This is a genomic window from Devosia sp., from assembly GCF_048261455.1.
In the GTDB taxonomy this organism is placed as follows: Bacteria; Pseudomonadota; Alphaproteobacteria; order Rhizobiales; family Devosiaceae; genus Devosia_A.
This window is the reverse complement of sequence record NZ_JBLXGA010000001.1, coordinates 85,653-108,238: the sequence shown is the minus strand read 5'-3', so window position 1 is coordinate 108,238 and position 22,586 is coordinate 85,653. Positions and strand designations below refer to the sequence as shown.

Annotated in this window: 21 protein-coding genes, 1 tRNA gene and 1 pseudogene; 5 read left to right on the top strand and 18 right to left on the bottom strand. The window is 64.6% G+C overall.

Annotation, left to right across the window (positions count from 1 at the left end; translation table 11 throughout):
* Positions 1-10: 10 nt before the first annotated feature.
* Together ACN0TK_RS00540 and ACN0TK_RS00535 are read left to right on the top strand one after the other, a co-directional pair.
* Entirely contained in the window at positions 11-406 is a 396-nt protein-coding gene (locus ACN0TK_RS00540; RefSeq protein WP_417307476.1) for a winged helix-turn-helix transcriptional regulator, read from the top strand.
* A gap of 92 nt (positions 407-498) precedes the next feature.
* Positions 499-1,440 carry a DMT family transporter gene (locus ACN0TK_RS00535; RefSeq protein WP_417307475.1) on the top strand — a complete coding sequence of 314 codons (942 nt, stop codon included), beginning with the start codon at positions 499-501 and terminating at the stop codon, positions 1,438-1,440.
* Positions 1,441-1,456: 16 nt separating this feature from the next.
* Here the strand turns inward: ACN0TK_RS00535 and ACN0TK_RS00530 are convergent, their stop codons facing one another.
* The 4 genes and pseudogenes from ACN0TK_RS00530 to ACN0TK_RS00515 all read right to left on the bottom strand — a co-directional run bounded on the left by ACN0TK_RS00530 (position 1,457) and on the right by ACN0TK_RS00515 (position 5,124).
* Positions 1,457-1,603: a hypothetical protein gene (locus ACN0TK_RS00530; protein WP_417307474.1), complete on the bottom strand. Its 147-nt coding sequence runs from the start codon at positions 1,601-1,603 to the stop codon at positions 1,457-1,459.
* A gap of 156 nt (positions 1,604-1,759) precedes the next feature.
* On the bottom strand, positions 1,760-2,188 hold the full coding sequence (locus tag ACN0TK_RS00525; protein WP_417307473.1) for an RrF2 family transcriptional regulator: 429 nt from the start codon (positions 2,186-2,188) through the stop codon (positions 1,760-1,762).
* Positions 2,189-2,939: 751 nt separating this feature from the next.
* Positions 2,940-4,703, bottom strand: a pseudogene (locus tag ACN0TK_RS00520) (cation:proton antiporter); the annotation flags it as partial.
* Between the two features lie 130 nt (positions 4,704-4,833).
* On the bottom strand, positions 4,834-5,124 hold the full coding sequence (locus ACN0TK_RS00515; protein ID WP_417307472.1) for a 4a-hydroxytetrahydrobiopterin dehydratase: 291 nt from the start codon (positions 5,122-5,124) through the stop codon (positions 4,834-4,836).
* Positions 5,125-5,452: 328 nt separating this feature from the next.
* Here ACN0TK_RS00515 and ACN0TK_RS00510 point away from each other — a divergent pair, with 328 nt between their 5' ends.
* A complete protein-coding gene (locus ACN0TK_RS00510) occupies positions 5,453-7,690 on the top strand; it encodes a putative bifunctional diguanylate cyclase/phosphodiesterase (RefSeq protein WP_417307471.1) in 2,238 nt (745 codons plus the stop codon).
* A 250-nt stretch (positions 7,691-7,940) separates the two neighbouring features.
* A complete protein-coding gene (locus tag ACN0TK_RS00505; protein WP_417307470.1) occupies positions 7,941-8,630 on the top strand; it encodes an N-acyl amino acid synthase FeeM domain-containing protein in 690 nt (229 codons plus the stop codon).
* 19 nt (positions 8,631-8,649) lie between these two features.
* Here ACN0TK_RS00505 and ACN0TK_RS00500 read toward each other — a convergent pair whose 3' ends face one another.
* From ACN0TK_RS00500 to ACN0TK_RS00455, 10 genes are all read right to left on the bottom strand, one after another.
* Positions 8,650-10,557 carry a glycoside hydrolase family 127 protein gene (locus tag ACN0TK_RS00500; RefSeq protein WP_417307469.1) on the bottom strand — a complete coding sequence of 636 codons (1,908 nt, stop codon included), beginning with the start codon at positions 10,555-10,557 and terminating at the stop codon, positions 8,650-8,652.
* Positions 10,554-11,621, bottom strand: a complete 1,068-nt coding sequence (locus ACN0TK_RS00495; protein WP_417307468.1) for a LacI family DNA-binding transcriptional regulator — start codon at positions 11,619-11,621, stop codon at positions 10,554-10,556. The genes ACN0TK_RS00500 and ACN0TK_RS00495 overlap by 4 nt, the downstream gene beginning before the upstream one ends.
* A 4-nt stretch (positions 11,622-11,625) precedes the next feature.
* Entirely contained in the window at positions 11,626-12,525 is a 900-nt protein-coding gene (locus ACN0TK_RS00490) for a carbohydrate ABC transporter permease (RefSeq protein ID WP_417307467.1), read from the bottom strand.
* Positions 12,522-13,397 carry a carbohydrate ABC transporter permease gene (locus ACN0TK_RS00485; protein ID WP_417307466.1) on the bottom strand — a complete coding sequence of 292 codons (876 nt, stop codon included), beginning with the start codon at positions 13,395-13,397 and terminating at the stop codon, positions 12,522-12,524. The genes ACN0TK_RS00490 and ACN0TK_RS00485 overlap by 4 nt, the downstream gene beginning before the upstream one ends.
* Before the next feature lie 74 nt (positions 13,398-13,471).
* Positions 13,472-14,722 (bottom strand): ABC transporter substrate-binding protein, encoded by a 1,251-nt coding sequence (locus ACN0TK_RS00480; protein WP_417307465.1) that lies wholly within the window; start codon positions 14,720-14,722, stop codon positions 13,472-13,474.
* 284 nt (positions 14,723-15,006) lie between these two features.
* The gene (locus ACN0TK_RS00475; RefSeq protein ID WP_417307464.1) at positions 15,007-15,153 is read right to left on the bottom strand and encodes a hypothetical protein; all 147 of its coding nucleotides are present in this window, start codon (positions 15,151-15,153) and stop codon (positions 15,007-15,009) included.
* Between the two features lie 92 nt (positions 15,154-15,245).
* Positions 15,246-15,428: a hypothetical protein gene (locus tag ACN0TK_RS00470; RefSeq protein WP_417307463.1), complete on the bottom strand. Its 183-nt coding sequence runs from the start codon at positions 15,426-15,428 to the stop codon at positions 15,246-15,248.
* 65 nt (positions 15,429-15,493) lie between these two features.
* Positions 15,494-15,928: a TadE/TadG family type IV pilus assembly protein gene (locus tag ACN0TK_RS00465; RefSeq protein ID WP_417307462.1), complete on the bottom strand. Its 435-nt coding sequence runs from the start codon at positions 15,926-15,928 to the stop codon at positions 15,494-15,496.
* An 11-nt stretch (positions 15,929-15,939) separates the two neighbouring features.
* On the bottom strand, positions 15,940-16,494 hold the full coding sequence (locus ACN0TK_RS00460) for a TadE/TadG family type IV pilus assembly protein (RefSeq protein WP_417307461.1): 555 nt from the start codon (positions 16,492-16,494) through the stop codon (positions 15,940-15,942).
* A gap of 8 nt (positions 16,495-16,502) precedes the next feature.
* Entirely contained in the window at positions 16,503-18,686 is a 2,184-nt protein-coding gene (locus ACN0TK_RS00455) for a pilus assembly protein TadG-related protein (RefSeq protein ID WP_417307460.1), read from the bottom strand.
* A gap of 212 nt (positions 18,687-18,898) precedes the next feature.
* Between ACN0TK_RS00455 and ACN0TK_RS00450 the strand changes: the two genes are divergently transcribed.
* Positions 18,899-19,030: a hypothetical protein gene (locus ACN0TK_RS00450; protein ID WP_417307459.1), complete on the top strand. Its 132-nt coding sequence runs from the start codon at positions 18,899-18,901 to the stop codon at positions 19,028-19,030.
* A 12-nt stretch (positions 19,031-19,042) separates the two neighbouring features.
* On the opposite strand, the gene ACN0TK_RS00445 is transcribed toward ACN0TK_RS00450, so the two are convergent.
* From ACN0TK_RS00445 to ACN0TK_RS00430, 4 genes are all read right to left on the bottom strand, one after another.
* Positions 19,043-19,606 carry a hypothetical protein gene (locus tag ACN0TK_RS00445; RefSeq protein ID WP_417307458.1) on the bottom strand — a complete coding sequence of 188 codons (564 nt, stop codon included), beginning with the start codon at positions 19,604-19,606 and terminating at the stop codon, positions 19,043-19,045.
* Between the two features lie 124 nt (positions 19,607-19,730).
* Positions 19,731-19,806, bottom strand: a tRNA-Thr gene (locus tag ACN0TK_RS00440).
* A gap of 92 nt (positions 19,807-19,898) precedes the next feature.
* Positions 19,899-21,284: a heme biosynthesis protein HemY gene (locus tag ACN0TK_RS00435; RefSeq protein ID WP_417307457.1), complete on the bottom strand. Its 1,386-nt coding sequence runs from the start codon at positions 21,282-21,284 to the stop codon at positions 19,899-19,901.
* Positions 21,281-22,573, bottom strand: a complete 1,293-nt coding sequence (locus tag ACN0TK_RS00430; RefSeq protein ID WP_417307456.1) for a COG4223 family protein — start codon at positions 22,571-22,573, stop codon at positions 21,281-21,283. Before ACN0TK_RS00430 ends, ACN0TK_RS00435 begins: the two co-directional genes overlap by 4 nt.
* Between the last annotated feature and the right edge of the window lie 13 nt (positions 22,574-22,586).

Sequence of the window (22,586 nt, the reverse complement as noted above, 5' to 3'; positions counted from 1 at the left end):
GAGAACCACCATGTCCTATTCCGACAGGCTCATCGCCGCGACGACCGCGCAAGGCGAAACCTCCGATCCGTCTCAGTGCCCGGTGCGCAACGTGCTGGATCATCTGGCGGCGAAATGGAGCGTCTTGATCATCTCCACCCTGGCCCGGCGCCCCTATCGCTTCGGCGAACTCAAGCGCGAGATCGGCGATATTTCGCAGCGCATGCTGACGCAGACCCTGCGCGACCTGCAGGCCGACGGCCTCGTCGAACGCGAGGTCTTTCCCACGACGCCGCCCAGCGTTGAATACCGCCTCAGCCCGATGGGCGAAAGCTTCCTCGAGCCGCTGTCGGCCATGGTCGATTGGGCCCTCGCCAATCACCCTGCCATCCGCGAAGCCCGCGCCGAATTCTCCAAAGCAGCCTGAGCCCACCTGCTGCGGCGACGAAAGTCCGGCCGGGCGCTTGCCCTGCCTGAGAAAAACGCGCATGAGCCGGGGCGATATTGAAAGCCCACCTCTTGCCCGCCTCTCCCCTTTCCGATCGCCGCGTCGTCACCCTGCTGGCGCTCTTCTGCTGCCTGTTGTGGGGCAGCGCCGTGCCGGGCGTAAAGATCGGCTACGACCTGTTCGGCATCCTGCCGTCGGACACGTCCTCGCTGGTGCTTTTCGCCGGGGTGCGCTTCAGCCTCGCCGGCCTGCTGCTGCTGGCGCTGTCACTGCTGCGGCGCCGGCCAGTTGGCGTGACGCCGCGCCGGCTGGGCCAGCTGGCACTGCTCGGGCTGATCTCGACCGCCGGCCAATATGCCCTGTTCTACATCGGGCTCGCCCATACCACCGGCGTCAAGGTGTCGATCACCACCTCGACTTCGACCTTCTTTTCGGTGCTGCTGGCCCACTTCATCTACGCCAACGACCGCCTCACCACCCGGCGGGCGCTGGGCTGCGTGGCCGGCTTCGCCGGTGTGGTGGTGGTCAATCTCGCGACCGACGGGCTCGATTTCACCTTCGCCTTCATGGGCGAGGGGCTGATCGCCATCGCCGCGCTGATGTTTTCGCTCGGCGCCATCTACGGCAAGCGCCTCAGCGCCGACATGGATCCGGCTCTGATGACTGGCTGGCAGCTGTTCTTCGGCGGCTTGGCACTGGTCGGCGCGGGGCTCGCGACCGGCGGCCATCTCGGCCAGGTCGACTGGCAGAGTCTGCTGCTCCTCGCCTATCTCGCGATGCTGTCGGCGGCCGCCTTTTCGATCTGGAGCGTCCTGCTGAAGCACAACCCGGTCGGTCAGGTCGCGATCTTTAATACCGCGATCCCGATCTTCGGCGTGCTGCTGTCGGCCTTGCTGCTCGGCGAAAACGTCCTGGCGTGGAAAAACCTCGCCGCCCTCATCCTCGTCAGCATGGGCATCTGGCTGGTCAACGCTGTGCGCAATGCGCCACCGGTTGCCGCGCCACGCCCATGAGCCATCGCGACGGTGTTCAGCTGTTGGAGATGACCTGCGACGCGACCACTGTACCCATGGCACCGGCATCCGTCGCCTCATGGGCACGGGCCGTAACGACACCGACAAAACCGAAAGCGGCGAGCAGGCCGCCGATCGCGAGAAACCTGAGAGTGGATTGCATGGTCGAACCTCCAGAGGAACGGTACGCGAGTTACTCTACAGGGTAAGTAGAGTTTAACAAGACGTAAACGTCTATCTGAGTGCCCATGCGTGAAATATTGTTCCCAGGACTCTGCCACATCCGCAAAAACTACAGATAAACCCGTATGCTGAGCCGCTAGACCGGCAGCTCCTGCTGCTCCACCGCGTCAGCCAGGGTGGTGCTGTCCAGCACGTCGCGCGTCGCCAGCGTCACCCGCTGAAACACATGCCGGATCTCGCAACTGGCCTCGTCGGTGCAATCGACACAGCGCCGGTAAGCGATCTTGCTCAGGCACGGCAGCGGAGCGATCGGTCCGTCGATCAGCCGCAACACTTCACCAAAAGTCACCTGCTCGGGCGCCTTGAGCAGCACATAGCCGCCCATACGTCCGCGGCGGCTCATCACGATCCCCGCCCGCTTCAGCTCCAGCAGGATCTGCTCCAGAAACTTCTTGGGGATCGCCTGGTCCCGCGAAATCTCCGAAATCATCATCGAGTCACCGGTCGGAACCCGGGTCAGCGCCACCAGCGCGCGCAGTGCATATTTGGCTTTTTGAGAAATCATCCGTCACAAACCTGCTGATGCCCGCCCCCGGGCATCGTGCGAGCTATAAGACAACAGAACGCCCGCCGTCACCCCGCCAGCGTCCAAAGCCCTAATTCTCGTCAATGCTGACCTCGGGTGCGACCGGGGTGAATGGCACGCCGGCGGCTTTGGCCGGGCCCGCCGGTCTGGACGCGCTGTGCTTGGGTGGCACCGGCACGGCGGTCTCGGCCGGCGGCTGCGAAGTTTCCTGATCCGCCGGGGACACCGAAGCCGTTTGCGTGGCGTTGTCGCCGTCGCCTCCGGTAGCGTCCTCTGCTTTCGCACCATCGTCGTCATGCGTCTCATCCGGCGCTACAGCCCCCGCGTCCGGCTCTTCCCCATAGGACGGCACCACGGCCAGCGGCTCCGCCGGCCCCGTGTCCGGGTGCTGCGCAGCAGCCTGCGCTGCCTCGATTTCCGCCGCCAGCTGGTTCGGATCGGCCGGAGGCGTGTCCTGCGGCGGTGCACTTGGTGGCGGCTCGGGCGTCGGTGCAGCCTCGGGCGCCGGTGCGGCTGCTGGTGCGGGCGCGGGCGTTGGCGCCACCTTATCCGTCACCACCAGCGGGATTGCGCCTTCGGTATCGGAAGCCACCTCTTCGGTGGCTGCCGGCGGCACCGACGAAGGCGCCGTCTGCGAACGCGCACGGCCCTGCGCCAGCGGCCCTAGGGCCGCCTCAACGGCGTCAGCGGCGGCGATTTCGGCCATCGCCTGGGTATCGCGCATCACCACTTCCACCATGCCCAGCCCGATCTCGCGCTCGCCCAGGATCACGATATTGGCGCCCAGATGCTTGAGATACTCGTCCTCCTCGTCCGAATGTCCGCGAGACACGATGAACACATTCTCATTGAGCTTGCGGCATTGCTCGACCGCCTGGCCCGCCTCGAACGTATTTGGAATGGCGATGATCACCGTGCTCGCCGCCTCGACATTGGCGAGCGCCAGCACGGCCGGGCTGGCCGCATTGCCGCCGATCACTTCCATACCGGCGTGACGTGCTGAGAGCTCGCGCGCCTCGGCATCCTCGATAACGAGGAATGGCCGGTGCGCCGCCTGCAGCGCCTCGGCCGCGATCGCGCCAACCCGGCCATAGCCGATCAGGATGATATGATTGGTCAGCGCCGTCGGCTGCCGCTCCACCTCGTCTTCGAGCGCCATCGGCGTCGTGTTCGGCGCCGGCGCCACGAACACCGGCTCTGCCCGGCCTGCCGCCGGTCCGCCGGCAGCCGCCGTCTGTGGCGTACCCAGGCGCCGCTCCAGCACCGGGCGCAACCAGTCGAGCGCGGCGAACACCACGGGATTGAGAATGATCGAGATCAGCGCACCGGCGAGGATCAGGTCGCGCCCCTCGGGCGGCAGCATGCCGAGCGACACGCCCATTGCCGCCAGAATGAACGAGAACTCGCCGATCTGCGCCAGGCTGGCCGAAATCGTCAGCGCCGTGCCGACCGGCCGGCGGAACGCCACGACGATCAGGAAAGAGAACACCGATTTGCCGACGACGATGATGAACACCGTCGCCAGCACCGGCAGCGGATCGGAGATGATAATGGCCGGGTCGAACAGCATGCCGACCGCCACGAAGAACAGCACCGCAAACGCGTCACGCAGCGGCAGGCTCTCTTCCGCCGCACGGTGGCTGAGTTCGCTCTCGCTCAAAATCATGCCGGCAAAGAAGGCGCCCAGGGCCAGCGACACGCCGAACAGATAGGCCGCGCCCGCCGCGACGCCCAGCGCAATCGCCAGCACCGCCAGGCGGAACAGCTCGCGGCTACCGGTGTGCGCGGTGTAATGCAGCACCAGCGGGATCAGCCGGCGGCCCACCACCAGCATGAACCCCACGAACGCCGCCAGCTTGACCACGGTGACCGCGATGATCCCCGCAACACCCAGCTGGATGCCGCCGATCCGCTCGACGAAGCTGACGAACGGGTCGGCATGCGCCGCTTCCACCGCCCCTTCGGCCCCGCTCAGGCTCGCCAGTGCCGGAATCAGCACCAGCGCCAGCACCATCGCCATGTCCTCGACGATCAGCCAGCCGACCGCGATCTTGCCGCGCTCGCTCTCGATCATGTGCCGGTCCTGCAGCGCTTTCAGCAGCACGACGGTGGACGCAACCGAAAGCGCCAGCCCGAAGATCAGCCCGCCGCCGATGGACCAGCCCATCAGAATGGCCAGCCCCAGACCCAGCCCGGTCGCACCGAGAATCTGAACCGCAGCGCCCGGCACGGCGAGCGCCCGCACGCTCAGCAGATCCTTGAAGGAAAAATGCAGCCCCACCCCGAACATCAGCAGGATCACGCCGATCTCGCTCAGCTCCGTCGCCAGTTCGATGTCGGCGACGAAACCCGGCGTATAGGGCCCCACCATCACGCCCGCGATCAGATAGCCGACCAGCGGCGGCATCCGGAAGCGATTGGCGATCGCGCCAAGGATGAAGGCGAGAACCAGACCCGCGACGATCGTTGAGATCAGGGGGGTGGCGTGTTCCATTACGTGCGGCCTCCGGCGGAGGCCACCCTCCGCTTTAGTGTCGTCAAATCAGATTCAAGGATGTGGCAAGCTCAGGCCCCACGCAAGCTGCGAACACGCTGGGGAGCCCTGCAGATCATGCGTCTTTAGCCTAGTGGAAAAGCCGGTCGATGGCCTCGGCCAACGCCACGTCTTTCTCCGTCAAACCGCCGGCATCATGCGTGCTCAGCGTTATGCGGACCTTGTTGTAGACGTTCGACCAGTCAGGGTGGTGATCGGCTTTTTCGGCCAGCAGCGCCACGCGGCTCATGAATCCGAACGCCTCGGAAAACGACTTGAACCGAAAATCATGGCTGATCGCATCCGCCTTGCCATCGTAGATCCAGCCGTTCAGCCGGGCGAGCGCTGCATCGCGCGCCGCCGGGGTTAAGGCACCAGACATAGCCGCAACTCCTTGTGTTTTATCCACGATGTCAGACAAACACGTCGGTTTGGTGGCGTGGCAGACGTCTCAAAGAGACCATCACCACCATCCGGCCTACGACCTCGAAGACAAGGATACGTAAACCATCTTGGGCGATTACATCCGTGATGCGCACGTTATTTGTGCGGAATTCTTCCGATTGGCCATACGCAAAGCTAGCATTAACCGCTTACCGGTCATTGTGCGGGTTCGTCGGTGAAGGTCCATGTTCGAACGCGCTAACAAGACACTACCGCCCGTAGACTACGTGTCGATGATTCGGTCGCTGTATGCGGACCGACGCGTCATGCTTCTTGGCGCGCTGTCGTCGGCGCTCGTCTCGGCTGTCGCTGGTATCGAATCCGGCTCTTACGTGCTGCTGGCCGTAGCCGCATGCTTCGTCGTCGTCGGCGTTTTGCGCAATCTCGACATGAAGGCCTTCGACGCCACCAGGCTTGCCGATGATGACGTGACGGCCGCCATGGGATGGGAGCTGCGCGCCACAGTCGGCGCCGCGGTGATCGCGGCGCTCTATGGCTTCTGGATGGCCTACAGCTTCCTCGCCGTGAACACCGCCTTTGCGGAGATGAGCTCGCTGTCGGTCACCGTTTCGGTGCTGGTCGGCGTCGCCGGCCGCAACTTCGCCATCGATCGGCTGGTGACCCTGCAGGTCGTGCTGATGAGCCTCGGCATGGCCGTCGGCATGCTGTTCGATGGCGCCTTGCACACCGCCATGCTGTCGGTCGTGCTCATCGCCTTCGTCTTCTCGCTGCGCAAGGTCTCGGCCAATATCCGCGCCATCCTGCTGCGCGCCGTGCATGGGCGCATCGAAGCGACCCGCCTCGCCTCCGAGCTCGATACGGCACTCGAAACCATGCAGCACGGGCTATGCATGCTGGACGAGCACGGCCTGATCGCGGTCGCCAATGACCGGGCCGAGCAGGTCTTCGCCACCATGTTGCCCGGCAACTGGAACGGCCGGCCCTTTGCCGCGATGATCTCGTCGGCTTCTGCACGCGGCGCCATTCCCCAGCATTCCGCCAGCCAGCTGATGGACACGGTGCAGACCGGCTGGGGCGGCAAGGTGGTGTTGCGCCTCCCCGATGGCGAGTATTGCGAGGTCACCGTCTCGTCGCGCCAGGACAAGACGGTGCTGCTGTTCGAGGATATTACCGACCGCGTGAAGGCAGAAGAGCGCATCAACTACATGGCGCATTACGACACGCTGACCGGTCTGCCCAATCGCGCCTACTTCGCCGAACAGGTGGACGCCGATCTCGATCGCCGCCGCCGCACCCAGCCGTCCGAACCGGCACTGCTGATGATCGTCGACATCGACGACTTCAAGCATGTCAACGACACCATGGGCCATCTCATCGGCGACCGGGTCCTGATCGAAACCTCCGAGCGGCTCGGCCGCGTACTGGGCCGCGACAGCCTGGTCGCCCGCATGGGCGGCGATGAATTCGTGGTCTATCGGTCCAACGCCGCCCTCAGGGACGGCAAGACCGATGCGGAAGCGATTCTCGAAGCCTTCAGCCGCCCGATCGATCTGGGCGACGAGGTGCTGTCGGTGCACGTTTCGATCGGTGAGGTGACGGTGACCCGCACCAAGGACGATCTGGATGCGCTGCTGACCAAGGCCGATCTTGCGCTGTACAAGGCCAAGGCCATGGGCAAAGGGCAGGCCCAGACCTTCCGCGATGAGATGGACACCGACTACCGTTATCGTCAGCGGCTCAAAGCCGACCTCAAGCAGGCCGTGCAGGATGGCGCGCTGACCCTGGTCTTCCAGCCGATCGTCGACCTGCGCACCCGGCGCGTCGTCAGCTGCGAGGCCCTGGCGCGTTGGCACCACCCCGAACTTGGCTCGATTCCGCCCTCGCTGTTCATCCCGATTGCCGAGGAAACCGGCATCATTTCCGACATCAGTGCCTGGGTGCTGGCCTCGGCCACCGCGGAATGCCGCAACTGGCCGGAGGACGTTTCGATCTCGGTCAACATCTCCGCCCGCGACTTCCGCAACGCCGATGTCGGCGCCATGGTGCACAATGCGCTCACCAGCTCCGGGCTCAAGCCCAGCCGGCTGGAGATCGAAGTCACCGAGACCGCGGTCATCGAGGAACGGACCGCGGCCATGGAAATCCTCGGCCGGCTGGCCGAACAGGGCATCGGCATTGCCCTCGATGACTTCGGCACCGGCTATTCGTCGCTGAGCTACCTGCAGGCCCTGCCCTTCAGCAAGCTCAAGATTGACCGCAGCTTCGTCATGGACATCGCTCAGAACCCGCGCGCCATGCGCCTGCTCAGCAACGTTGCCCAGCTCGGCAAGGACATCAATCTGACCGTAACCGCGGAAGGCGTGGAGACCGAGGAGCAGCTCAGCCTCATCGCCGAAAACTCCAAGGTCGATCAGATTCAGGGCTATCTGTTCGGTGTGCCACTGCCCCGCCGGGAGGTGGCTGAACTGATCGATCGCATGGCGGCCCGCGCCAGCCAGGACCTGCCGCAGACCCTGCTCGCCGCAAACCGCAGACGTGGTTAACTCCGTCTAATTTGTTTCAACTACGATGTAATTCCGCGCGAGCGTACCGCCTACGGGTTGTACGTTAGGAATCAGAAGATATTTCCCGATTGATCATGGCTAACGAAAGGTTAAGCTGGTTCGGTATTGAGTAGCGTAGCTTCAGCTTCCGCAGTTGGAAGGTCGGCCAATGTCGTCAGATAATACTGTCTCGCGTTTTTCAGGAACACTCTTGGATATACTGGATCGCGTTGAATATTCTCGCGTCCGCATGGATGTAACAGACAACCCAATCTATCGCTTGCGCTATGAAGCCTATCGCCGCGAAGAGTCTGTGCCCTTCAATGACACGGGTATAGTGGTCGATGATCTCGACACCGCGCCGAATGGAATGTGTTTCGGCGTGCACATTGATGGCGAACTGGTCAGCTCCATCCGGTTGCACCATATCTCGGCACAACATCCTTTCGGCGCCAGCATGAAGACCTGCGCAGATGTGTTGCAACCTCTTCTCGACCAGGGCGAAACTTTCATCGACCCGTCGCGATTTACCGCCGACTACGAAGCATCTTTGGCCTATCCGGCGCTGCCGTTTCTGACCTTGCGCATTGCTGTCATGGCATCAGTATACTTCAACGCGGATGCCTGCCTGGCGCTGGTGCGGCCCGAGCACACGGCATTCTATCGCCGCGTCTTCGGGTCCGAGGAAATGTCGCCACCCCGCGTCTATCCGGGCCTCGCCTTTCCGGTGCAGCTGTTCGGCGCCTATGTGAACACCAAGCTGCCCATGACGCTGCGGCGCTACCCCTTCTTCATGTCGACCGAAGAGGAGCGCCGCGAGCTGTTCGGCCGCGCGCCGGACGAGCATTTCGAGCGTCCACAACGCGCCAAGTCGCGCCTTGCCTATGAGCGGGCCATGCTCAGCCAGCAGCTCGAGAACGCGTCCGTCGCCGCCGAGTGAAACCCGCCCGGACGGGCGCTCAGCCCTCCGGGATCCACACCACCATCGAGCCCTGCCCGCGGTTGGCCCACAGGTAATAGGGCAGCGCCGTGAGCACGCTCTCGCCGGTCTTTGGCGGCGCATTGCGATAGAGCCCCGACCATTCCCCCTCGTCGATGGCGCGCGCATCGGCGGACAGCGTCACCACCCCGTCGAACAGGTCGTCACGCTGCTTGACCTCCAGCGCCGAATTGCGTGGCAGCTTAAGCCGCTGCACCCGGCCACCCGGATTGTCCGCCTCCTCGACGCAATAGACCAGAGGCCCGCGCTTCAGCGCCACCCGGCCGACATCCATGATCACCCCCGGATGCGCATAAACGCGCTCCGCCGGCATCGGCAGGTCCAGCGTCACCACATCGCCCTTGGCCCAGGTACGATGGATCGTCAGATAGCCATTGACGGGCGTGTCGCTCACCGTGCTGCCGTTCACCGTCACCTCGGCACCTTCGCACCAGCCGGGTATCCGCAGCTTCAGATCAAACGCCGCCTCCGTTTCCGGGTCGATCTCGATGCGGATATCGCCCGACCACGGATAGTTCGACACCTCCCGCAGCGCCACTTTCGTGCCGGCCGTCTCGACCGTGGTGGAGATCCCGCCATAAAGGTTGATCGCAATGCCGTCATCGGCGCGGGAGACGAAATAGCCGCCCACCGAGGCCACCAGCCGGCTGACATTCATCGTGCAGCACGGGCAGGTGTGCCAGGCCCAACGCTCCGCCGACCCGTTCGATTCCAGCGGGTTGGCATAGAAATAATGTTCACCGTCGCGGCTCAGCCCACTGAGGGCACCGTTGAACAGCGCCAGCTCCAGGATGTCGGCATATTTGCCATCGAGATCGAGATGCAGCATCCGCTGCGCCCAGAAGATCAGCGCCACCGAAGCGCAGGTTTCGGCATAGGCCGTCTGGTTCGGCAGGTCATAGTCATGCGTGAACCCCTCGTTATGGGGCGACGGCCCGAGCCCGGCGGTGATGTACATCTTGGTGTCCATCACATCGGCCCACAGCGTCTCGCAGGCCTGCTTCAGCCCGGCATCGCCCAGTTCCGCCGCGAGGTCAGCCATCGCGGTATACATGTACATGGCGCGCACCGCGTGCCCCACCACCTTGTCCTGCTCGCGCACCGGCAGGTGCGACTGCGAATATTCGTAGTTCGCGAAAACATAGCGCTGGGTTTCCATCCCCTTGGCTTCGCGCGCCTCGCGTTCGACGTCGAAATAATGCGGCGGCTGCTGGCCACGTTCGTTGATGAAATAGGCTGCGAGGTCTAGGTGCTTGCGCTCGCCGGTCAGCCGATAGAGCTTGATCAGCGCAATCTCGAGCTCCTGATGGCCGCAATAGCCGCGCTTCTGCCCCGGTCCCGTGCCGAAGGTCTCGCGGATATGGGCGACATAGCGCTCCATCACGTCCAGCCAGCGCCGCCGTCCGGTCGTCTCGAAATAGGCAATCGCGCCTTCGAGCATATGCCCGGCGTTATAGAGTTCGTGATTGTCGCGCAGATTGGTCCAGCGCTTCTCCGGCTCCCGGCCGAGATACCAGCAGTTGAGGTAACCATCGGGCGCCTGCGCCGCCTCGAAATCGTCGATGATCGCCTCGATCTTCGCCTCGATATCCGCATCGCGCCGATGGCTGAGCGCATAGCTCGCCGCCTCGATCCACTTGCCGACATCGGAATCCCAGAACACCTGCACTGTGAACCCGTTCGGGTGGCGCGGAAACTTCAGCGGCGGCGGCGGCTGCGGCAGTTTCAGCGACTCGAGGATCCCCACTTCCTCCAGCTTGGCGTGCTGGGTCGGGATCGTGCGCGCCAGCACGGTGTCGAGCCGTTCCTTCCAGAACGCACCCTCGAGGCGCACATCGACGAAACGGATCGGCAGATACTGGCTCACTTTGAATTCCCTTGTGGGTTGGAGGACTCGCGCACGACCAGCGTGCAGGGAAGCCGAAGGACGCCACGGTCCTGCTCCCCGTCGATCATGGCGAGCAGCCGCTCGCCGGCTTCACGCCCGAGGGCGCTGAGATTCATGTCGATGCTACTGAGCGGCGGGCGCGCAGCAGCCGCCATCACCTCCCAGTTGTCGAACCCAACCACGGCAACCTGCTCGGGCACGGAGATGCCGCGCTCGCGCAGCGCGTCGAGCGTGCCGCGGCCGATCTGGTCATTGTCGCAGAACAGCCCGTCGGGCGGCGTCGCGCTGCCGTCGAACAGCTGCGCCACCGCATCGCGGCCCCAGCTCTCGGCCCACGAGCCCGTGAGGTAATGCGCCGGGTCCGGCGTCACCCCGGCCGCCGCCAGTGCCGACAGATAGCCCCGGTGCCGCAGGTTCACCGCCTCGAACCGTTCCGGCCCGGCAATATGCGCAATCCGCCGCCGCCCCTGCGCCAACAGGTGCTCGGTCGCCAGCCGCGCCCCGCCTTCATCATCCGGCAACAGCGACAGCGCATCCGGGTCATCGGCCTGAGAGAACACATAAACGACCGGAATATGCGGCGGCAGCCCGACGATCGGCGGACGCTTGTCCGCCCGTCGCGCCGTCACCACCATCCCGTCGATCCGCTTGCCCAGCAGCTGGTCGAGATGCTGCTGCTCGCGCTCCGGATCATCGGTGGCATTGCACATGAACACCGCGATGCCCTGGTCGGCGAACTGCTCTTCCAGCGCCTGGAAGATCGGCAGCGTGAACCGGCCGAAACTGTCGGTCGAAATGATCCCCACCGTCATCGAGCGCGTCCGGTGCAGGCTCTGCGCCATGTCGTTCGGCCGATAGCCGATCTCCCGCGCCACCCGCTGCACCTTCTCGCGCGTCTCCTCGCGCAGCCGCCCCGAGGCGTTCAGCGCCTTCGACGCGGTGCCGATCGACACCTCGGCGAGCCGCGCCACGTCGCGGATCGTCGGGCCGTGCCGCGCCGGGCGCAGGTCCTTGCTGACTTGGGGCGGGAGGTCGTCGTCCATCGTGCTACTTCACGGCTCCGTTGAGGAAGCCTGCGACATAGTATTTTTGCAGCAGCAGATAAATGATGACGCATGGCAGGATCGAGATGATCACGCCCGCTTCGAGCGCCCCCCAGTCCACGGCGCCCTGCCGGCCCGCGCGGACACTCACCAGCATGATCGGCACGGTAAAGCTCTGCTCGTTGTTCATGAAGATCAGCGCCGAGAGGAACTCGTTCCAGCTCTGGATGAAGGCGAACAGGGCGACCGTCACCGTGCCGGGAACCACCAACGGCAGAAAGATCCGCCATAGCGTCTGCAGCGAACTGCAACCATCTACCTTCGCCGCTTCCTCCATCTCGCGCGGAATGGCCTCGAAACTGTTGCGCATCAGATAGATCGAGAACGGCAGCTGCAGCACCGCATGGACAATCGCCAGCCCTAGGTGGCTGTTCGCCAGCCCCATCCCCGCAAAGTTCAGATAGAGCGGCGTCAGCAGCGCCTGATAGGGGATCATCAGCGGCGCCAGCATCAGGATGAACCACAATTCCTTGCCGCGGATCTTGAACCGCGCCAGCCCGTAGCCGGCCGGCACCGACAGCGCGAGGCAAAGGACAATCGTCAAACCTGCTACCGCCAGCGAATTGGACACATAGCTCCACAACCCCGCCTGATATTCGAACACCTTGAGATAGTTCTCGAGGCTCAGTTGCGACGGCAGATAGCTCGGCGGCGATTGCCGCGCTTCGGCCGCCGTCTTGATCGAGGCGATGAAACTCAAGACCAGCGGGAGCAGCATGATCGTGCTGACCCCGACGCAGATCGCCGCAATCAGATAGCCGACCGGCCGGCTCTGCCCCACCGCCTGCGCACTGCGGCTCCTGCTCACCAACCCGCGGGGCGCGCTTTCACTGATCGTCGTCATGCTTGCGGGCTCCGGTTCGAAAGGACCACCTGGATCGAGGAGAACACCAGAACGATGCCCGTCAGGATCATCGACAAAGCCGCGCCATAGCCCAGTTTGAAGCTGATGAAGCTGTTCTGGTAGATCCAGTAGACCGAGGTGAAGGTTTTGCCGCGCGGGTTGCCCCCGGTCATGATGTAGAACTGGTCGAAGGCCAGCATCGAGCCGATCACCGAGATCAGCGTCGCCAACAGGATCACCCTGCGCGTCAGCGGCAGGATGATGTGCCACACCCGCTGCCAGTAATTCGTCCCGTCGATCAGCGAGGCTTCGGTCACTTCGGACGGAATCGACTGGATCCCGGCGATGAACAGCAACATGCCAAAGCCGACGATCTTCCAGGTCACCGAAATGATCACGGCCGTCAGCGCCATGTCGGCATTGGTGAACCACACGGCCGGTTCTTCAAAAATGCCCAGATCGACCATGATCTGGTTGAACGGGCCGACCTGCTGGTCGAACAACCAGAACCACAACAGGCTGGACGACCCGAGGCCGATCACGACAGGCAGGAAGATGATCGCCCGGGTGATCTGCCGCAGCAGCTGGTTGGGCGCCGTCAGCAGCGCCAGCGCAAAGCCCAGTCCCATCAGGATCGGGGTGATCACCACCGTATATTGCAGGGTGAACCACAGCGCCCGCCAGAACGAGCGGTCGCTCATCGCCCGCGCATAATTATCGAACCCGATGAACACGCCGCCGCCCAGCAGCGACGTATCGGTCAGCGACAGATAGGCGAGCTGGCAGAACGGCCAGAGCACGAACGCGCTGACGAACAGCAGCGCCGGCAGGAGATATAAGAAACCCTGATGCTTCGACAGAGCCTTGGTCATCCGTCACAATTCCAACTGAGCCGGAGCGCGGCTGCGGCGGCGCGTGGCCACCGCAGCCGACCCCCGGGAGGATCCTACTGCGAGGCGATATCGCGCAGCGCGGCGCGGGCCTCTTCGATCGCACCGTCGATGTCACCATCGAACACGGCGACCTGGATCATGGTCAGCCACGGCGACTGGTCGGCATTGACCATGTCGTTGAAGTGGAAGGCATAGGGCGTCTGGCCGATGCCCACCGCTTCCGCCGTGGTGATGTAGCGCGGATCTTCCTGGAAGTACTTGTTGTCCGCGAGGTCCGAACGGGAGGGCAGGATCAGGTTCTTCGCCAGCCCCTCCAGCTGCGCCTCGTCGGTCAGCTGCCAAGTGATGAACTCGGTGGCGAGGTCAGGATGCTCGGCGCCGCGCGGAATGGCGATCACGTCGCCGCCGACGAAGCTCGAGGCATCGCCCTCCTCGACGCCGGGCAGCGGCGCAATGCCGAAGTTCATGTCCGGCTGGTTGGCCTTCAGCGCCGCGATGGCGAAGCCACCCGAGCCCATGATGCCGATATTGCCAGTCTCGAACGCTGCCTGGAAGTTGGAGCCGGTATCGGCTTCGGCGCTTTCGGGAATCACACCCTCGTTCCAAAGGTTCTGCAGCATCTGCAGCACTTCGCGCACCCCGGTGCCTTCCATTGCCGGGGCGTCACCCGAGGTCGGCAGCAGCGTCGCACCCGAGCCCCACATCATCGGCGCCTGGGTGAAGATATTGCAGCCACCGCATGAGCCGGAGAAATAATAGCCATAGGCGTCCGGCACGTTCTCCTTGATCTGCCGGGCGAAGGACTCGATCTCGCCGATGGTCTTCGGCGGCACCTCCGGGTCGAGCCCGGCAGCCTCGAACACGTCCTTGTTGTACAGCAGGATGGAGACATCAGGCGTGAACCCGGTGCCATAGAGCTTGCCGTCGTAGGTCGCCAGATCCCGGAACGCCTTGGCGACCTTCTCCTGGTTCGGGTCATTGCCCAGCGTCTCGGTCAGGTCGGTCAGCAGCCCGGCCTTCATGAAATCGGGCATGAAGATCAGGTCGAACGAGATCAGGTCTGGCACGTCGCCCGACTGCACCGAGGTGGCGAGCTTGGTCACCATCTGATTGTCGGGAATCGTCGTCAGCTCGATCTGGTCGTCATGGGTCGAGTTCCACAGATCGATCATGTGCTGCGCGGCATTGGCGCTCGAAGCGCGGGCCCACAGGCTCAGCGTCTCTGCCATGGCCGCAGCCGGCATCATCGCAATCGTCGAAACGGACATGGCGAGCGCCATCGTCCAGGCACCTGGCAATTTCATGGGTTCCTCCTCCACTTGCCGTTGCCACCGGAAATCCCTCCCCCGGCGGACAATCTGGGAAAAGCTTTTCCTTCGCGCTTGTCGGTTTCCGCCTTGAGGACGGCGCGCAATTTAGGAAAACCTTTTCTCAGCGAGACATGCCACGCTCTCGGCACGGGCGCAAGAGGCGTCGAAAGACAAATTTGCGACGCAAAAATACGCCGCACCGCGAGGCGCTGCAGCGGGAAACCTTGGTAGGGCCATGAAAATCTATGATGGCGGGTCAGCGCCAGCCCATTGAAAACTCAGGCGTCTTCCAGGCTCGATACAGGCTGGCGCCGCCGGCTTGCGATCCCGGACAATGTCGGCACCTCGCGACGGCTTGGCAGACTGAGGCCCAGAGCCTCGGCAACTTTTTCTTCAAGCACACGGTCGATTTCGGAACGGGTCATCATCCATCTCCTGCGCCCTGAGGGGCCGACTTGAATGAATAAACGCCCGCACCCGCGAATCGGTTGCGAAAGAGTAAATGCGCCCGGCGCGGTCAGCCCGCCAGGCGATCCCGCAGCTCGTCCAGCGCACGGATGCAGCTGTCGATTTCCGAGCGGATCGCCCGGCGATCCTTGTCGCTCAACGCCAGCGTCTGGCCGGGGCGCGCCGGGCGCAACGCGGCCGACAACGCTTCGATATCGCGCTTGAGCTTGCTCATTTCGCTGACGGCCGGCATCGGTATCTCCCCTGGCTGGCGTTCCGCTTAGCATCCCGCGCGGTGAGGGGAAACCGGCGTCCGGCTCAGCTCTGGTTCGGAAAGCACGCCGTCGCCGACAGATTGCCACCCGTGGCCATGGCGGTCAGGAACTCCGGCGCCGCGCTGGTGAACTGATAGCTGATCGTCACCTGCGAAAACCCGCTGATCCCGTTGCAGATCGCCGCCTTTTGCAGCGTCACATCACCCGGCTCCAGGCTCACGCCGATCTTGCCCGCCTCGGTGATCACCATGCTGCGCGTTGTGGCAACACTGAACGTGCCACCCGCACTGCACTCGCTTTGCGCCACGCCCATGCAGCGCGCCGTGCTGATCGCAATCGACTGCATCGCCTGCTTGGTCCAGATCAGCCGGCCATATTCCACAGTACCGACGATCAGCAGCAGCAACGGCGCGGCGATCAGCGCGAACTCCACCGCGCTGGCCCCCGCGCGGTCGCCGATGAACCGCCGCCATGTCACGGTCGGCCCCCTCACTTGACCTGCACCATGGCGCGCAGCACCACCGGCCCCGGCGACACCACGCCATAGGTCAGGAAGATCGGCGTATAGACCTGGCTGGTCGTGATCACGACATACTTGCCCGCCGGGCTGCCGTCGGGACACGCAGCCCCACAGCTGGTCGCACTTCCCCAGTTCAGCGTCTCCGCCGTGCCGGTCGGGCACCAGCACTTGTCGGCATTGTTGGTCACGCCGCCGGTGCTGGCGACACCCGAACTGCGCGTATAGCTCGGACCATTGTTGATCGAGATCTGGACGTCCTTGTCAACCGGCACCAGCGAACCGATCCGCCCCGCCAGCGCTTCCCCGCCACTGGCGCTGACATCATCCGACGACACCAGCGCATAGTTCGTCGCCGACGACAGCGACTGCGTCAGGCTCAACCGCATCAGAATGTTGGAGCCGAAGTCGAGAATGGCGACCAAGATCAGCAGCATCACCGGCACCAGCAGGGCGAACTCGACCGCCGACGCCCCGCTCTCGGCACCCCGCAGCCGCGCCAGCCCGCGACACCACCTGCCCGTCATGCCGCCGATCATTGAACCAGACTCACGCGTCCGCCGCCGGCACTCGCGCCGGCCACTTCGCATTCCGAAGCCAGCACCGTGCCGCCAGACATCGAGATCTGCGTCCCGACCAGTTGCAGGCAATTGGTGCCACCGCTGGCGCCGGCGCCGCCGTTCATGGTGATCGCGCCATTCGCAAAATAGAACGCGCCGCTGATCTTGCCGCCGCTCGCCCCACCGGTGAAAATCGCGCCATTGCTGTTCGCGCTCGGCCCGATCACCGCAACATTGGCCAGCGGCCCGGAGGTCGGTGCCGACAACCGGATATTGCTGTAGCCCGCCGTCACGCAGAACGCCTTGCCTGCGCAATCGCCGTAGGGAAACGTCGTCCGCCCGGAAATCACCAGCGTAACGTCTTCCGCTTTGACCGCCACCGTCTGGCTGGCGCAGTTCGTGGCACCGCCACCATTGGCGCCCAGCGCAAAGAACCCGTCGACGGTATAAACGCCCGCCCCCAGCACCACGCCGCCCGCGCCGTTGAAATCGCCGTTGATATCGTGCTGCGGCGCCGCCCCGATCACGAGACAGCTGCCGCCGCCGGCCGACGCATTCACATGGCCGATGAACTGATAGACCCCGGCCCCCAGCGCATCCGCCAGAAAGGTCTGCGATCCGCCCGCGAGCGACAGCGCGTCGCCATTGCTGGACGGGCCGAACCAGTAGCTGTTGCTGCTCCCCTGCCCCAGCGTCAGGCGCGACCCGCCGCTGTTGAACACCCCCGACGACAGCGCAAACACGCTGGGTCCCTTGAAGGTCAGCGTCGAGGTGTTGCAGATGCTGTAATAGACCCCGCTGCAGTTGATCGTGCTGCGGCCCATCTGGAACGTCCCCGCGCCGATGACCGTCGTTGCGCCGCCGCCGGCGTTGATGCCTTTGACGAAACTGTAGCTGCCGCCCGAGCCGTTCTCGTCGATCTTGGTCGTCCCGGTCACCGACATCGTTCCGTTCACCGCAAACGGCCCGGACCCGAACGTCGTGGTGCCGTTTGTGGCGACATTCCCCATCACCGAAAAGCTGCCATTGCCGAAGCTTGTGGTGCCATTGGTGGTGAGATTGCCGCGGATCAGGTAGTTGCCGTCCGAGAACAGCGTGGTGCCCCAGTTCGTCGTCAGATTGCCGCCGAACAGGTAGTTTCCCGGGCCGAACCGGCTGGTCGAGGTGGTCGAAACATCGCCCGAAAACGTATAGGTCGCGGCCGCCGACAAGTTGAAGTCGAGGTTGAGACCGCCGCCGAGGCTCATGTTCTTGATGTTGTAGGTGCCGCCACTCGGGCAGGTGAACACCCAGGTGTTGCCGACCTTGTCTGCCACGCAGCCCAGCGCACTGGCCTGCGCCTTGGTGCCATTGGTGTTCCAGCCGAACTCGATCGACTTGCCCTCGGGGGGCGCTGCGATCGCCGCGAACGCCGGAGCGACGGGCGCCGTCTGACCCGACAGCGTTGCGAACCGGGCCTGCGCCGCACTGATCCCGGCATTGCCCGAAAATGGGTCTGCCGTTTCCGCCTTGGTGATCGACGCGGCGGTAATCCCGCCGCACGGCTGGGTCGGCGCCGCAGCAGAATTATACGACAGCTGCTTGGCGGTGATCGTCGTGCCACAGGGCACCGTCACGCTGTTGTTCGAGGCCACCGCACAATTGGTCGCGGTAATATGCGTGCCGCCGCTCATCGTCACGCCGGTGCCGCCGCCGTCGAGTGCCAGAATGCATGCCGACGTCCCGCCGGCGACCTGCGCGAAGGCTTCCGAACTGATGGTCAGTGTCGGCCCGACCCCGAGGATCGGTGCCAGATAGAGCGGCTTGTCGACAGACACCGTCGCTTCCACCGCCTGCTTGGTGCCATCGCGCGGCGATGGGACGAGCGCCAGCGTCACCTCCGCCGGTGCGAGCCCGTTCAGCGCCGCTACATGCTGGCCGGCAAGCCGCATCGAATCTTCCGAACTTGTCGACGCCAGCGCCAGCGCCCCGGCATAGGCGGCAAGGTCCGCCACCCGCTGCGTCTTGGCGCTCACCACCATCGCATGGCCGTACTCGGCCACGAGCGCCCCCGCCCCCAGCGTCAGCGGCAGCGTGACGGCAAAGATGATCGCAACATTGCCCGACGCGGAACGCGCGAACCCGCGCGCAATTCTCCGCAACCGACGGAACAAATTCAAAACAAGTCTCCAAAGGAGCCAGCTGCAGGCCGCACGCCTCAGCTGGATGAAATCCCACTATTCCAGCAGCCAAACAGCGAAGTAAAGGCCGCACAAACCGGAACTTAATCGGGCGGAACGATCGCTTCAAAAGCGTTACCGGCCATTAATACTTGTTAAGAAATTTAGAGCATTATCTCGGCGTCTCGACCCCTAAAGCGCCGAGATCCGAGATGTCGACGATCTTTATCCCTCGCCCGCTGATCATCGCTGCCCTCGTAGCCCAGAGCTGGATGCTGGTCATCATCATGCTCAATGGCGCAGGGCATCTGTGGTCTCAGCTGGTCACCCTGCTGCTCGGCTGACGCCGCGTCACATCATTGGGGCAGTCCGAAATTGATCCCGTCATTCTTGACGGTCATTTGCGTGCCCAGCAGCGGCGCGTCGCAGCTGATCGACATCACGAAGCTCGGCATCACCGAAATCTCGAGCACCTTGTCCAGCGCCGTCGCCACGCCCGCCAGTTCCGGCGCATCGACGCCGATCGGCAGGAACTGGCGCGCATAAACCGTGCTCGTGGCGTTGCCGCGATACGCGCCCGCTTCGTCCAGGCCCGCGAAGCGCCGGATCGCCGCGAATGTCGCCGGGCAGCTCTCTTCTCCGCTGCCCACGAGCGACCCGTACTCGTAAAACGCCATCACGATGCGATCGCGTTGCGCATTATAGCTCACATTCACCGTATAGGCGGGAATCCCGTCGGTCCGCGTCGCCCCCGGCCCGAACCACTTCTCCAGCAGGGTTTCGAGCCGCACCAAGCCAAAACTCATCAGCGGCGTCGGCGTGTTCATCAGCATCTGCACACTGGCATCCGGCGCCGCCAGACCCGGCCCCGAACCCAGCGCCAGCAGCGCGCCCACGACCATTCCCAAAACCCGCTTCATACCCGATCCTCCACCAGCCCCGCGCATCGTGCCCGGCAGCTAAACGCCACACAAGCCTGATCGCACCCGTCATCTGAGACGACGACCGCACGCGAAAGCTTGGGAATGTCACTGAAGCGAAAAGTGGTGCCGCATAGGTGACTCGAACACCTGACCCCATCATTACGAATGATGTGCTCTACCAACTGAGCTAATGCGGCGCACCGGTCGGCCGGTCGCGGGGACAGGCCGTGGCAAGTGGCGGTCTTTTACTGGCGACACCGGGCCCGCGCAAGAGGTTTTGCGCGTCGCCTCAATCGGAGCTTTCCGGCAGCGCCAGCGCCCCGCCCGATGGCGCTGTTTCACTCGGCTGCTGTTTAATCAGCGTACTGGAGTTGGCGCTGACCCGCGTCGCCACCGCGCTGGCCGGCACCCGCCACTCGAAGGCGTCGAGACGCCCGGTGGCCGGTGACAGCGGCTCCCATTCGTCCGCGGTGATCCCGTCGGCCGTCCAGGTCGGATCGGCCGGCGCCCGCGACGCACGGTTGCGCCAGTCGATCGCCTTGCCGGTGTCGCTGTTCTGGCCCTCTTCGATCTCCGCCATCAGCACGCACACACCCCGTGTCGGGTTGGTGCTGTTGTACCCCTCGAGCGCCGAACGTGCGGTCTCCCATTCGAACGCGTCGATCGCCGCGCGCGCCAGAACCATGGCGGCGGCGCGGTTCTGCGGTGGCGTATCCACCAGTTCCTTCATCCGCTTCAGCCGGTCCGCCGCGGCGCTGCCCGAGCCTATGCTGGCAAACAGCGTCGCGATATCGGGATGCGAGGTGGCGCGCCACACCCGGCGCAACAGGCTCAACGCCCGGCGCTGCTCATTGCGGTTGGCATAGATACGCGCCGCGATCAGGGCGGCCGGCACGAAATCAGCCTGCAGTTTCAGCGCGGCGAGCGCCTGCTCCAGCGCCGTATTCGGGTCATTGCCCTCAGCCAGCTGCGCCCGCGCCGTGCCGACCACCGCCTGCCGCCGCCGCTTGCGCATCTTTTCGTCACGCGTCACGGCGCTTTCTTCCGCCACCATGCGCGCCGCCTCTTCCCAGCGGCCCTGTCGCGCCAGATCGTCGAACACCGCGCCACGGGCCCAGCCGGTCTGTTCGGAAATGTCGAGCGCCTTGCGCGCAAAGGTCAGCGCCGCATCGTCGCGCCCCTGCTGGCGCGCCTGGTCGTAGAGCCCGGCCAGCGCTGCCAGCGCCGTCTTGCGGTTGGAAATCAGCGCCCGGTAGTGCTCGCGCGCCGAATGCATGTCGCCCAGCATCAGGTCGGAGCGCGCTTCCAGCAGCTGCGCCGCGGCATTGCTCGGCAGGTTGCCCCGTGCTTCGCGCGCCAGCAGCCGCGCCCGCTGCGCATCGCCGGCACTCAGCGCGATGAACCCATCGGTCAGCGCCACGAACCCATGTTCCTTGCGCCGCTCACGCGAGCGCCGTGTGAAATAATAGGGTGCCGCGAGGATCCGCTTCACCAGCCCCCAGATCAAAATCACCAGCGCGATCGCGGCGATCAGGAAGAAGGCGGCAACCCCCAGCCGCGGCTGCATCCGCATGCCGAGCAGTTCGAGCGTCATCGTACCGGGCAGGCTGATCAGCCAGGCGATGCCTGCGGTGATCAGCAGGCTCGCGACGATCCAGTAGATAAGCCGGATCACTGGCTGGCCTCCGATGTCGACGGGCTCAGCACCCGGCCCCGCAATGTGGTGATGAAGGCCTCCGCCGCGGCGAGGGTCCTGATATCATCCGCCACCGGACCGGCCGCCGTTTGCATGGTTTCCGGCAGATCCGACAGCAGCGTCTCTGCCGCCGGGAAGTCGCGCCGCGCCACCGCTGCCTCGAGCCGCGACATCACCGCATCGGGCGCATCGCCGTCCATTTCGCCTGCCGGACGCACCGCCAGAATGCCCTTCATCCAGTCGAGCGCGTCCTGCCCCCAGTCACCGGTCACCGCACTGCCCTGCGCCGCCATCATTTGCGGCACCGCCGCATCGAACCGGCTGCTCACCGCATCGGGGCGCGGCAGGCCGTCTGCCGCAGCCGATGCAATCTCGGCGGGCACCTCGAGATCAGGCAACAGGCCCGTGAGGCCATCGAGCTCCACCTGATAGGGACGCCCCGAGGCGAAGCTGTTCTCGAGCCCGGACACCAGCAGCGGCAAACGCACAGCCGGGCCGAGATCGCCGGGCATGCCGCTCGGCTGGTCCGCCGTCGCACTCCGAACCGCGTCGACCTCGTCGCGCAGTTCCGCCAGGGCGGCCTCGCCGGCGCCGGAGCGCTGGCTGAGCGTATCGATGCTGTCGCTGAGCGCGGCAAAACTCTGTTCGAGATTGGTGATCGTATTGGCCAGTTCCGAGGCATCCGCGCTCGTTGCCCCTGCGCCCAGCACCGACACACGATCTTCGAGCGCCGCGACCTGCGCCTCGAGCGCACTCAGATCGGCCGGCGGCGGCAGCGCCGCGACGTCGCTGCGCACATCGGCCAGCGCCGTGTCGAGCTGGCCCGAAAGAGTGTCCAGACGGCTTGAGAGATCCGTGTCGCTGATCTCGACCGTCGACAGGCGGGACGCCAGATCGGCCTGCTCGCTTTCGAGCGCCGAAATCTGCGGGGCAGGATCGGCAATCTGCGGCGCGCTGTTGGGCAGTGGCAGCAGATTGACCAGCCCATAGGTCAGCGCCGTGCCGAGCAGGGCACCGGCAACGGCAGCAATGGCGATTGAGTCCCACGGCATTGCCAGTCGCGCCTTGGGTCGCGGCGGCGCCGCCGGTGGCGGTGTCTGGCTTTTCGGCTCTGCACGCGATGTCGGCCTGCTGCCGGCAATACCCGGCTTGGCCTCCGCCCCGGCTTTCGACTGCGCAGCGCTTTTGTCGCCGTCCGCCGAAGCGTTGTCGCGCGCCTTCGCGTCGATGACCGGCGGCTTAACGGGTCCGGACTTGCGCTCAGCCATGCAGCGATCCTCT

Bases quoted from the DNA above. Each gene is read 5' to 3' on its own strand.
- ACN0TK_RS00540 (WP_417307476.1), top strand. From the start codon at position 11: ATGTCCTATTCCGACAGGCTCATCGCCGCGACGACCGCGCAAGGCGAA.
- ACN0TK_RS00530 (WP_417307474.1), bottom strand. From the start codon at position 1,603: ATGCAATCCACTCTCAGGTTTCTCGCGATCGGCGGCCTGCTCGCCGCT.
- ACN0TK_RS00525 (WP_417307473.1), bottom strand. From the start codon at position 2,188: ATGATTTCTCAAAAAGCCAAATATGCACTGCGCGCGCTGGTGGCGCTG.
- ACN0TK_RS00515 (WP_417307472.1), bottom strand. From the start codon at position 5,124: ATGTCTGGTGCCTTAACCCCGGCGGCGCGCGATGCAGCGCTCGCCCGG.
- ACN0TK_RS00510 (WP_417307471.1), top strand. From the start codon at position 5,453: ATGCTTCTTGGCGCGCTGTCGTCGGCGCTCGTCTCGGCTGTCGCTGGT.
- ACN0TK_RS00505 (WP_417307470.1), top strand. From the start codon at position 7,941: ATGGATGTAACAGACAACCCAATCTATCGCTTGCGCTATGAAGCCTAT.
- ACN0TK_RS00495 (WP_417307468.1), bottom strand. From the start codon at position 11,621: ATGGACGACGACCTCCCGCCCCAAGTCAGCAAGGACCTGCGCCCGGCG.
- ACN0TK_RS00490 (WP_417307467.1), bottom strand. From the start codon at position 12,525: ATGACGACGATCAGTGAAAGCGCGCCCCGCGGGTTGGTGAGCAGGAGC.
- ACN0TK_RS00485 (WP_417307466.1), bottom strand. From the start codon at position 13,397: ATGACCAAGGCTCTGTCGAAGCATCAGGGTTTCTTATATCTCCTGCCG.
- ACN0TK_RS00480 (WP_417307465.1), bottom strand. From the start codon at position 14,722: ATGAAATTGCCAGGTGCCTGGACGATGGCGCTCGCCATGTCCGTTTCG.
- ACN0TK_RS00475 (WP_417307464.1), bottom strand. From the start codon at position 15,153: ATGACCCGTTCCGAAATCGACCGTGTGCTTGAAGAAAAAGTTGCCGAG.
- ACN0TK_RS00470 (WP_417307463.1), bottom strand. From the start codon at position 15,428: ATGCCGGCCGTCAGCGAAATGAGCAAGCTCAAGCGCGATATCGAAGCG.
- ACN0TK_RS00460 (WP_417307461.1), bottom strand. From the start codon at position 16,494: ATGACGGGCAGGTGGTGTCGCGGGCTGGCGCGGCTGCGGGGTGCCGAG.
- ACN0TK_RS00450 (WP_417307459.1), top strand. From the start codon at position 18,899: ATGTCGACGATCTTTATCCCTCGCCCGCTGATCATCGCTGCCCTCGTA.
- ACN0TK_RS00445 (WP_417307458.1), bottom strand. From the start codon at position 19,606: ATGAAGCGGGTTTTGGGAATGGTCGTGGGCGCGCTGCTGGCGCTGGGT.
- ACN0TK_RS00430 (WP_417307456.1), bottom strand. From the start codon at position 22,573: ATGGCTGAGCGCAAGTCCGGACCCGTTAAGCCGCCGGTCATCGACGCG.